Origin of the sequence: Actinophytocola sp., from assembly GCF_045807065.1 — a bacterium.
In the GTDB taxonomy this organism is placed as follows: Bacteria; Actinomycetota; Actinomycetes; order Mycobacteriales; family Pseudonocardiaceae; genus Actinophytocola.
Genome location: NZ_JBJMIE010000256.1, coordinates 1 through 10,030 on the forward strand (window position 1 = coordinate 1; position 10,030 = coordinate 10,030).

Sequence of the window (10,030 nt, forward strand, 5' to 3'; positions counted from 1 at the left end):
AGAAGATCCTGGCGCCGGACCTGGACGAGATCTCCGGCTACGACCCGGACGAGGTGGACCAGGCGCTGTCCGGCAGCAACGCCGACGAGCTGCGCGACATGATGATCGAGTCGGAGAAGAACACCGCGGGCCCCGGCAAGCGCGGTGACCTGACCATCGCGTCGAAGACCGGTACCGCGGAGACCGGCGTCGACCCGAAGAGCGCTCCCCCGTTCGCGTGGTACGTGGCGTTCGCACCTGCCGATAACCCCCAGATCGCGGTCGCCGTGGTGGTAGAAAGCAAGGACGTCGCCGCGACCGGCGGCAAGCTGGCCGCCGGCGTCGGTCGGGCCGCCATCAACGCGCTGGTCGGGGGGAGCTAGAGATGCTGACGTCAGGACAGCTCCTGGCCGACCGCTACCGACTCGCCCGCCGCATCGCCGTCGGTGGCATGGGCGAGGTCTGGGAGGCGGCCGACACGAGGCTGGACCGACGCGTCGCCATCAAGGTGCTCAAACCGGAGCTGTGCGGGGACGCCGAGTTCCTCCACCGGTTCCGCACAGAAGCCCGCACGACCGCGTCACTGAACCACCCCGGCATCGCCGCCGTTCATGACTACGGCGAGACGAACGCGGTGGTCGACGGTCCGAAGGACACCGCTTACCTGGTGATGGAGCTGGTCGAGGGCGATCCCCTCGCGGCGATCCTGGCGAAGGAGCGGCGGATCAGCGCGGAGTACACGCTGGAGATCCTGGAGCAGGCCGGCAACGCGTTGCAGGCCGCGCACGAGCGCGGCTACGTCCACCGCGACGTGAAGCCGGGCAACATCATGGTCACGCACACGCCGGACGGCCGGATCGTGGTGAAGCTCACCGACTTCGGCATCGCCAAGGCCGCCGACGCCGCACCGGTCACCCGGTCCGGCATGGTCATGGGCACCGCGCACTACATCGCGCCCGAGCAGGCGCTCGGTCACGAGGCCGAGCCGGCCAGCGACGTGTACTCACTGGCGGTGGTCGGCTACGAGTGCCTCGCCGGGCACCGCCCGTTCCTCTCGGAGAACGCGGTGACCGTCGCGATGATGCACATCCGCGACGCGCCGCCGCCGCTGCCCCCCGACGTGCCGCCGTACGCGCGGGCGGTCATCGAGGCGACCCTGGTCAAGGACCCCACCCAGCGGTACTCGAGCGGTGGGGAGTTCGCGGCCGCGGTCGCCGCGGTGCGTGCGGGGCGCCCACTGCCGGCACCGTCCGGTCGGGTCGCGGCCGGGCACTACACTGGTGGGCCGGGAACCAACCCGGGCATGCTGCCGGTCGGACCACCGAGCACGCCGCACACGATGCCACCAAGCGGCACGGGCTCGTTCCCGCTCGGGCCGCCGCAGCAACCGCCGAGGCGGAGCCGGGCCGGGCTCTGGGTCTTGCTTGTCGTGCTCGGTGTGGTACTTCTGGTGCTCGCGGTGCTCGGGGTGGCGTCGTTGCTCAACGCCGACCGGGACACCGACGGCAGGTCGACGCCGGGAACCACCGCCTCGGCGCCGACCGGGGGCGAGGGCGACGACCCGGTCAACGAGGACGGCTCCGGCACCCCGGGCAACCCCCCGATGACGGGCATTCCGCAGGACAAGTACGTGCGAGTCGACGAGTCGGTGTTCCTGAACCGGCCCGCGGACTTCGCCGTCACGAAACTGCGGGACGAACAGCTGGAGCCGGTGGTGCTGAACCAGGACGGCACGACCCCGGTGAGCCTCAGCCGGTGCACGGTGTTCCAGGTGACGCCCACCGGGCGGCAGCTGGTGGGCACCAAGGTGAACGTGCGGTGCGAGGAAGATGGGGAACCGCCGCGATGATTGACCGCGGGAGTTGCCACCGGACAGGCATTATGGGCGCACACCCGACGAGGATCGAGACGAAAGACCGATGACCACACCGAGACTGCTCTCCAACCGCTACGAGCTTGGCGACACGCTCGGCTACGGCGGTATGTCCGAGGTGCACAAGGGTCGCGACGTCCGCCTCGGCCGGGACGTCGCCGTGAAGGTCCTACGCGCCGACCTGGCGAGAGACCCGCAGTTCCAGGAACGGTTCCGCCGCGAGGCCCAGAACGCGGCCGCGCTGAACCACCCGGCCATCGTCGCCGTGTACGACACCGGCGAGACCAGGACCGAGCACGGCCCGCTGCCCTACATCGTCATGGAGTACGTGGACGGGCGCACGCTGCGGGACATCGTGAAGACCGAGGGTCCGCTGCCCGGCCAGCGCGCCTCGGAGATCATGGCCGACGTCTGCGCCGCACTCGACTTCTCCCACCGGCACGGCATCATCCACCGGGACGTCAAGCCGGCCAACGTCATGATCACCAAGACCGGCGCGGTCAAGGTGATGGACTTCGGCATCGCGCGTGCCGTGCACGACGGCCAGGCCGCCGTGACGCAGACGGCCGCGGTGATAGGGACCGCCCAGTACCTGTCCCCCGAGCAGGCCCGGGGCGAGGCCGTCGACGCGCGCAGTGACGTGTACGCGGCCGGCTGTGTGCTGTTCGAGCTGCTGACCGGCGAGCCGCCGTTCACCGGCGACTCCCCCGTCGCAGTGGCCTACCAGCACGTCCGGGAGGACCCGAAGCCGCCGTCGGCGCTGAACGGGCGGGTGAACCCGGCGCTGGACGCGATCGTGCTGAAGGCGATGGCCAAGGGCGCGGCGAACCGGTACCAGTCGGCCGCCGAGATGCGTACCGACCTGGTGCGCGTGCTGTCCGGCCAGCGGCCGCTCGCGCCGATGGTGATGACCGACGAGGACCGCACCACGATCCTGTCGCAGGGCCGCACCACCGCGATGCCGCAGCAGCGCGGCCGCCACCGCCCGCAGGCGCTCTCCAACGACTACGACGACTACGACCCGTACGAGGACGAGGAGGAGGAACGCCGCCGCCGGCGCCGCAAGGGCTGGCTCATCGCGTTGCTCTCGGTCCTCGGTGTCGCGCTGATCGCCGTGCTGGTCTGGCTGTTGAGCAGCGTGCTCGGCGACGACCCGGCGTCCGACTCCGTCGCCGTGCCCGACGTGACCGGGCAGCTGCTCGACGCCGCACGCTCCGACCTCACCAACAAGGGCTTCCACCCCGAGGTCCAGTACACGACGTGCACGCCGACCCCGACGAACGAGCCGGGCTGCGGGCCGGACTCCATCGGCAAGGTCATCGACACGAACCCCAAGCCCGGCACGAAGATGAACAAGCAGGACCCGCTCACCCTCATCGTCGGCAAGGCACCGGACAAGATCGCGGTGCCCAACGTCGTCGGCGCGGACCCGGACGACGCGAAGACGCAGCTCGAGCAGGCCGGTCTCACGGTCGACCCGAACTACGACGAGGAAGAGGTCGACGACGAGGACCAGGTCGGCAAGGTCATCGCCACGAACCCGGCGGCGACCACGCAGGCCGACCCGGGCACCAAGGTCAAGCTGACCATCGGCAAGAAGAAGGAGAACGAGGACGTTCCCAACGTCGTCGGCAAGACCTTCAACGACGCCAAGACCCAGCTCGAGCAGGCCGGCTTCGACGTCAACCGGCAGGACCAGGCCTCGGACAAGCCCAAGGACGAGGTCATCGCGCAGAACCCGACGGGCAAGCAGGACCCGGGCACCACGATCACGCTGACGGTGTCGACGGGCCCGCAGCAGGACGACGAGACGATTCCCATGCCGGACCTCAGCGGCATGACTCCGCAGGACGCGCGGCAGACGCTGCGCGGCCTGGGTTGGACCGGCCACCTCAACGACCAGGCCGGCCAGACCACGGACCCGTCCGAGCTCGGCAAGATCATCGAGCAGGAGCAGGCCCCCAACTCGCGGATCAAGAAGGACGAGGATGTCGGCGTGATCGTCGCGACCAGTCTCGGGACCGGCGGCTGACCAGCTGATGCAGATGCGTACCGCCGTCATCGGGGCCGGCGTCGTCGGCCTGTCGACGGCGTACGCCCTGCTCCGGCACGGTTCGGAAGCGGTCGTGTTCGAGACCGGTACGCCCATGGGTGCCCGGTCGGCCGGCAGCTCCCGGATCTTCCGCCTGGCCCACGCCGACTCGGGCCTCGTCGCCTACGCCGCGGCGGCCGCCGGCCTGTGGGCGGACTGGACCCACCGCGCCGGCAACCGCCTGGTGGGTCAACAGACGGTGGTCGTCACCGGCCCCCAAGCCGAGGACTGGGCCGTCGCGATGACCGAAGCCGGCGTCGACCACACGCTGTACGACGAGGTCGACCCCGCACTGGGGCTGCCGGTGTCGTCCCTGCCGGGCCCCGCGCTCGTCGACCCGGCCGGTGGGGTCATCGACGCGCCGGCCACCGGGAGGTTCCTCCGCGCCGCCATCGGCAACCGCGTGCGCCAGGAGCACATCCACCGCATCGAGGTCCACGACGACTGGGTCAGCGTGCACGGGTCGGGCGGCGTCCACGAGGTCGACCGCGTCGTGGTGGCGGCGGGGCGCGGGTCGCTGGAGCTGGCCGCGCAGGTGGACCTGTACCTGCCGACCGAGCTGGCGCACCACGTCCGGTTCACGTTCCGCCTGAAGGACTCGGACGCGGCACCGCCGTGCTGGCTGGACGGCACGCAGTCGTGGCGGTCGGGGATCTCGAGCTACCAGCAACTGTCGGCCCCGGGCCTGTGGTCGATCGGCCTGAACCTGCCCCCGGAGGTCGAGGAGTGGGAACGCGGCCGCGACCAGGTGGTCGAGGAGTCCCGCGAGCTGGTGCGGTCCTACGTGCGCGAGGCCCTGGTCGGCGTCGCGGACGAGATCGTGGCAGAGGTCTACTGCGACGCCCCGGCGGCCCTGGGCGACGGCGTCCACGTCGCGACCACGGGACCGGTGACGGTGGTCTGGGGCGCGAACCTGTTCAAGCACGCCCCGGCGATCGGCCAGACACTGGCCAACGCGGCCATCAGCGACCTGTCTCCCCAGCTCCCCCACGCGGAGTGAGCCGCGCTACGGGTGGACGGCCGCTTCCGCCAGCGTGCGCATCGCGTTCTCCAGTTCGCGGACGCGTTGAGCCGGGACCTCGTGACCGGCGCTCGCCAGCCAGTTGGCCAGGATCCGGTGGCCGCCCTCGGTGAGGACCGACTCCGGGTGGAACTGGACGCCTTCGATGGGCAGTTCGCGGTGTCGCATGGCCATCACCACGCCGGTGTCCGTCCTGCCGGTCACCTCGAAGTCGGCCGGGACGGTGTCCGGGAGCACGGTCAGGGAGTGGTAGCGGGTCGCGGTGAACGGGTCCGGGAGGCCCGCCAGCACGCCGACGCCCTTGTGGTGGACCTGGCTCGTCTTGCCGTGCAGCAGTTCCGGGGCGCGGTCGACCGTGCCACCCCACGCGACGCCGATCGCCTGGTGGCCCAGGCACACGCCCAGGAGCGGACGCTCGACGGCCGCGCACCACCGCACCACCTCGACGCTGGCGCCGGCCCGCTCCGGAGTGCTCGGGCCGGGGCTGAGCAGGACCGCGTCGACATCGTCGAGCACGGACGGATCGGACAGCTCCGGGGCGTCGTTGCGCAGCACGACACATTCCGCGCCAAGCTGGGCCAGGTACTGGACCAGGTTGTAGACGAAGCTGTCGTAGTTGTCGACCACCAGCACGCGCATGCCACAAACTGTACTGCCCGAGGAGACCGACAGTGACCGACCTCGCCCGCCGGCTCGGCACCTTCGACGCCACCGCCATCGGCCTCGGGTCGATGCTCGGTGCCGGGGTGTTCGCCGTCTTCGCACCGGCCGCGGCCAGCGCGGGCGCGTGGTTGCCGCTGGCGATCCTCGTCGCGGGTTTCGTCGCGTACTGCAACGCAGCCGCCTCCGCACAACTTGCCGCCGCCTACCCCTCGTCCGGCGGCACCTACGTCTACGGCCGGGAACGGCTGGGCCCCTGGTGGGGGTTCACGGCCGGGTGGGGGTTCGTGGTCGGGAAGACGGCGAGCTGCGCGGCCATGGCGCTCACGTTCGCGTCCTACGTGGCGCCGGGCTACGCCAAGCCGGTGGCCGTCGCGGCCGTTGTCGTGCTCGTCGCGGTGAACCTGCGGGGGATAACGCGGACCGCACTCGTCACGCGGATTCTCCTCGCCGTCGTGCTCTGCCTGCTGTTGCTGATAATCATTCTGTCCTGGGTGGACCGTCCGGTCACCGTGGACAGTTCTCGAATGGTGGTTGGTCCGCTGGATGTGTTGCAGGCGGCCGGTTTCCTGTTCTTCGCCTTCGCCGGGTACGCGCGGATCGCCACCCTGGGCGAGGAGGTGCGGGAGCCGCGGCGAACCATCCCGCGCGCCATCGTCGGAGCACTCGCCTGCACGTTGGTCATCTACCTCGCGGTCGGTCTCACGCTCCTGCACACCCTTGGCCCGCAACGACTTTCCCGGTCCAAGGCGCCCCTCGCGGACGCACTCGATCCGCAGTGGACGGTTCTTGTCACCATCGGCGCCGCGGCCGCCAGCCTGGGCGCGTTGCTCGCACTCATCACCGGCGTGGGCCGCACGACGCTCGCCATGGCACGGGAACAGGACCTGCCGCACTGGCTCGCCGCCGTGCACCCGCGCTTCGCCGTACCGCACCGGGCAGAGCTGGCCGTCGGCGCGGCCGTGTCCGTGCTCGTACTGGCCACCGACCTCCGCGCGGTCATCGGCTTCTCCTCGTTCGGCGTGCTCGTCTACTACGCCGTGACCAACCTGTCCGCCGCCACCCAGACCGGCACCGACCGCCGGTGGCCGCGACCGCTCAACATCGTGGGCCTGGCCGGCTGCCTGCTGCTGGCGGCCACGCTGCCGCTCACCTCGGTACTGGTCGGCCTCGCCGTCTTCGCGGTCGGCCTCACCGGCCGCGCGATCAAGGTTCGAGTAGGTCCTGCGGATTGAAGGACACTTCGAACGATCGGCAGGTAGTGCTCGGCCAACTCGGGAGTCCACAGCCCGTCGAGGTCGATCAACGGATCAAACGGTTCGTCACGCATGGCTATCGCCACGTACAGCACCTCACTGTGGCGTCGTCACGTGGTTGAACGGCAGCAGGGGTTCGGCCCAGGGGAACACCACGAACATCAGCAGCGCGACGAACGCCAGCGCCAGCAGCGACGCCAGGGTCACCCGTAGTCCGATCGGGCCGGGGAGATGGCGCCAGATCCACGCGTACATCAGGCGGTCTCCTTCAGCTCCGGCGGCGTCCAGTTCGGCTTGGTCGAATCCTTCGCCCACTGCTTGACCAGGACCGCGTGCACGATCAGGCGCTGCTTGTCCGAGAAGCGGGGGTGGCACGTGGTCAGCGTCATCAGCGCGGCCTGCTCACCCGCGCTCGGCGCGGTGGACGAGCCCGGCACCGGCGCGACCACGAGGCCTTCGCTCGGCGAGACGATCTGTTGGCCCACCAGGTTCTTGTACGGGCCGCCGAGCACCGAGACGCCCTTGCACTGCGCCTCCTTGCCCTTGCCCTCGGCCCAGCCGGCCTTCTCCTCCGCCCTTGGCAGCGCCCGGTAGACGAACCAGTTGTTCTGGGTCTCCACCACGATCGCGTCGCAGGAGTTGATCAGGTTGATGTCGTTGAACGGCGCGCCCTTGCCCACGCGGTGGCCGGCGACCGCGAAGTTGCCGGCCTCGCCCGGGTACGCCGTGTGCGTGTAGTGGCCGGGACCGATCTCCAGGCTGTCCTCGGTGGTGCCCTCCACGATCGTGAAGTGGTAGTCGGCGCCGAAGGACGGGATGTACATCTTCGCGAAGCCGTCGCCCTCGCCGAGGCCCGTGAAGTGGTCCTGGCGCTGCGCGTCCTCCGTCTTCGTCTTCCACTGGTTGTCGAGGGCGCTGGTGGCGTCGCGCTGCTTGCCGGCGGAGATCAGGTCCGTCCAGTAGACCTCGTAGACCACGAACAGCAGCGTCACGAGGCCGAGCGTGATCAGCACCTCGCCCACGGTGCGGACGACCGTGCGCACCGGGTCCTTCCTGGGCGGCCCTGGGCGTAGGAAGTCCTTCGGGATCCGAACGGTCGGTGGTTCGGGCATGCGACGTCGAGGGCGCGGTGACGGCACCCGGTTGCCCAGGTCGCCGGAGATTCGGCCCGCCCCACGGCCGATGTGCTCCACGGTGCCCACGCAGCACTCCTCTCGAGGTCCCCGACCTATGGGTTCGCCGACGCCCTCGGCTACGTTAACGTGTTGCAGAGTGGTGTTTGTGCCCAAGCTACACGCCAGTGAGGACTCCCATGCCTAAGTCCAAGGTCCGCAAGAAGACGGTTTACACCGCACCTACTGACCGGCGCACCCCGGTCAAGGTGAAGACCGCGGGTCCGTCGCACCCCATTTACGTCGTGGTCATGCTCGGCGTGATGGTTCTGGGGCTGGCCTGGCTGGTGGTCAACTACATCGCGGGCGACAGCATCCCCTTCATGTCCAGCCTGGGCAACTGGAACTTCGCCATCGGCTTCGCGCTCATGATCGGCGGCCTGCTGATGACCATGCGGTGGCGGTAACAACCCTATCGGTAGCCGGTACCTGTTGATCCGTTCAGCTCAGCGTGATTGAACCACACGGGTGTGAGTCATCCCCAGTGTGGACAACTGCTGTGGATAACTCGTATCCGCGGCTCGTTCGTGCATTCGGAGCGTGACTGCACCGTGACCTCGCCAGCAACCAGAACGTGGTCGCCGCGGCCCGCCGTGGTGGTTCTGGCCTGGGTGCTGGCGGTGGCGGCCGCGGCGTGGGCGGTGCTGGCGGATGACCCACCCGGCCGGGTGTTGCTCGGCACGGTCGCGTTGCTGCTGGTCGCGATCGGGCTGTTCACCTCCGTGGCCCGTCCCCGGCTCGCCGCCGACCAGGAGGGCATCGCGGTGCGCGGCCTGACCGGCACCCGCAGGTGGACGTGGGCCGAGGTGAACGTGCGGCTGGTCCGCACGCGCCGCCTCGGCCGGGCGACCGCCACCCTCGAGGTCGACGCGGAGCACGCCGAACCGCCCGACCTGGTGGTGCTCGGCCGGTTCGACCTCGGCGCCGACCCGGAGGACGTCGTCGGCGAGCTGCTCGCGCTGCGGACCTAGATCCCGGTGCAGCCGTAGAGGCGCCCGTCGACGGTCACCGAGTCGCAGGAGTCCATCGCGCCGATTCGCACCGCGACCACGACGACGAGCACCACCGCGATCGCCACGCACGCCAGCACCTGGAACCGGACGAGGTTCTTGTTCCTCGGCGCGTAGACCAGCGCCGCCGTCGCCCCCGCCCCCACCACGAGCCCGCCGAGGTGGCCGAGCAGGGAGATGCCCGGCAACGCGACCGACAGGAAGATGTTGATCCCGAGCAGGATCAGGACCGGCCGCGGGTTCATCTTGGCGCGGAACACCACGACCGCGATGCCGCCGAACAGGCCGTAGATCGCTCCGGACGCCCCGGCGACACTCCCCAGGGCCTCCCCGAACAGCATCACCGACACCGACCCGCCGAGCAGGGCGAGCGCGTAGACGGCCAGGAACCGGACGCGGCCGAGCACGACCTCGAGATCGCGGCCCAGCACGTACAGGGCGAACATGTTGAAGATCAGGTGGACCGGCCCGTAGCCGCCGTAGTTGCCGAAGTGCAGGAAGCCGGCGGTCACCAGACGCCAGTAGTCCCCGCCCGCGACCAGGCTGGGCACGAGCGTCCAGTCGACGAACAGGCTCGAGCGGTCGTTCCCGGTGATGCTCCGCGCCTCGAACGCGGTGGCGGCGAACACCAGCACGTTCAGGAGGATGAGCACGGGCACGACGACCATCGGCCGCGTGCTCCGCTGGGCACGCGCGCCGGAGACGGTCCGTGCCGGCCGGACCGACTTGCTGCCCTCGGCGACGCAGTCGACGCACTGGTAGCCGACCGACGCCTCCCGCAGGCAGTCGGGACAGGCCGGCCGGTCGCACCGCACGCAGCGCAGACCGGTCGGCCGGTCGGGATGTCGCACGCAGGCCGGCAGGTCCTGCTGTCTGTTGACGGACACGAGAGGCTAGCCCCGCTCTACGCTGACCCGTTCCACGACGATGTCCTCCAGCGGCTTGTCGTGCGGCGGCTGGGTCTGCG

Annotated in this window: 11 protein-coding genes; 7 read left to right on the plus strand and 4 right to left on the minus strand. The window is 70.1% G+C overall.

Features of this window, described 5'->3' with window-relative positions:
- The 4 genes from ACJ73U_RS15070 to ACJ73U_RS15085 all read left to right on the plus strand — a co-directional run.
- The coding region (locus tag ACJ73U_RS15070; RefSeq protein ID WP_407778237.1) for a penicillin-binding transpeptidase domain-containing protein at nucleotides 1-362 on the plus strand (362 nt) is incomplete at its 5' end.
- Between the two features lie 2 nt (nucleotides 363-364).
- On the plus strand, nucleotides 365-1,828 hold the full coding sequence (locus ACJ73U_RS15075; RefSeq protein ID WP_407778238.1) for a serine/threonine-protein kinase: 1,464 nt from the start codon (nucleotides 365-367) through the stop codon (nucleotides 1,826-1,828).
- A gap of 70 nt (nucleotides 1,829-1,898) precedes the next feature.
- The gene (gene pknB / locus ACJ73U_RS15080) at nucleotides 1,899-3,884 is read left to right on the plus strand and encodes a Stk1 family PASTA domain-containing Ser/Thr kinase (RefSeq protein WP_407778239.1); all 1,986 of its coding nucleotides are present in this window, start codon (nucleotides 1,899-1,901) and stop codon (nucleotides 3,882-3,884) included.
- Between the two features lie 7 nt (nucleotides 3,885-3,891).
- Entirely contained in the window at nucleotides 3,892-4,944 is a 1,053-nt protein-coding gene (locus ACJ73U_RS15085; protein WP_407778240.1) for an FAD-dependent oxidoreductase, read from the plus strand.
- 6 nt (nucleotides 4,945-4,950) lie between these two features.
- On the opposite strand, the gene ACJ73U_RS15090 is transcribed toward ACJ73U_RS15085, so the two are convergent.
- The gene (locus ACJ73U_RS15090) at nucleotides 4,951-5,604 is read right to left on the minus strand and encodes an aminodeoxychorismate/anthranilate synthase component II (protein ID WP_407778241.1); all 654 of its coding nucleotides are present in this window, start codon (nucleotides 5,602-5,604) and stop codon (nucleotides 4,951-4,953) included.
- Nucleotides 5,605-5,636: 32 nt separating this feature from the next.
- Here ACJ73U_RS15090 and ACJ73U_RS15095 point away from each other — a divergent pair, with 32 nt between their 5' ends.
- Nucleotides 5,637-6,860 (plus strand): APC family permease, encoded by a 1,224-nt coding sequence (locus tag ACJ73U_RS15095; protein WP_407778242.1) that lies wholly within the window; start codon nucleotides 5,637-5,639, stop codon nucleotides 6,858-6,860.
- A 117-nt stretch (nucleotides 6,861-6,977) separates the two neighbouring features.
- On the opposite strand, the gene ACJ73U_RS15100 is transcribed toward ACJ73U_RS15095, so the two are convergent.
- Both ACJ73U_RS15100 and ACJ73U_RS15105 read right to left on the minus strand, forming a co-directional pair.
- A complete protein-coding gene (locus tag ACJ73U_RS15100; RefSeq protein WP_407778243.1) occupies nucleotides 6,978-7,136 on the minus strand; it encodes a hypothetical protein in 159 nt (52 codons plus the stop codon).
- Complete coding sequence (locus ACJ73U_RS15105) at nucleotides 7,136-7,993, minus strand: class E sortase (RefSeq protein WP_407778247.1); 858 nt, start codon at nucleotides 7,991-7,993, stop codon at nucleotides 7,136-7,138. Before ACJ73U_RS15105 ends, ACJ73U_RS15100 begins: the two co-directional genes overlap by 1 nt.
- A gap of 200 nt (nucleotides 7,994-8,193) precedes the next feature.
- Between ACJ73U_RS15105 and crgA the strand changes: the two genes are divergently transcribed.
- Both crgA and ACJ73U_RS15115 read left to right on the plus strand, forming a co-directional pair.
- On the plus strand, nucleotides 8,194-8,460 hold the full coding sequence (gene crgA, locus ACJ73U_RS15110; RefSeq protein ID WP_407778244.1) for a cell division protein CrgA: 267 nt from the start codon (nucleotides 8,194-8,196) through the stop codon (nucleotides 8,458-8,460).
- Between the two features lie 144 nt (nucleotides 8,461-8,604).
- The gene (locus ACJ73U_RS15115; RefSeq protein ID WP_407778245.1) at nucleotides 8,605-9,024 is read left to right on the plus strand and encodes a PH domain-containing protein; all 420 of its coding nucleotides are present in this window, start codon (nucleotides 8,605-8,607) and stop codon (nucleotides 9,022-9,024) included.
- Here the strand turns inward: ACJ73U_RS15115 and ACJ73U_RS15120 are convergent.
- Nucleotides 9,021-9,950, minus strand: coding sequence for a rhomboid family intramembrane serine protease (locus tag ACJ73U_RS15120; RefSeq protein ID WP_407778246.1), 930 nt, complete (start codon nucleotides 9,948-9,950; stop codon nucleotides 9,021-9,023). The genes ACJ73U_RS15115 and ACJ73U_RS15120 overlap by 4 nt on opposite strands.
- Between the last annotated feature and the right edge of the window lie 80 nt (nucleotides 9,951-10,030).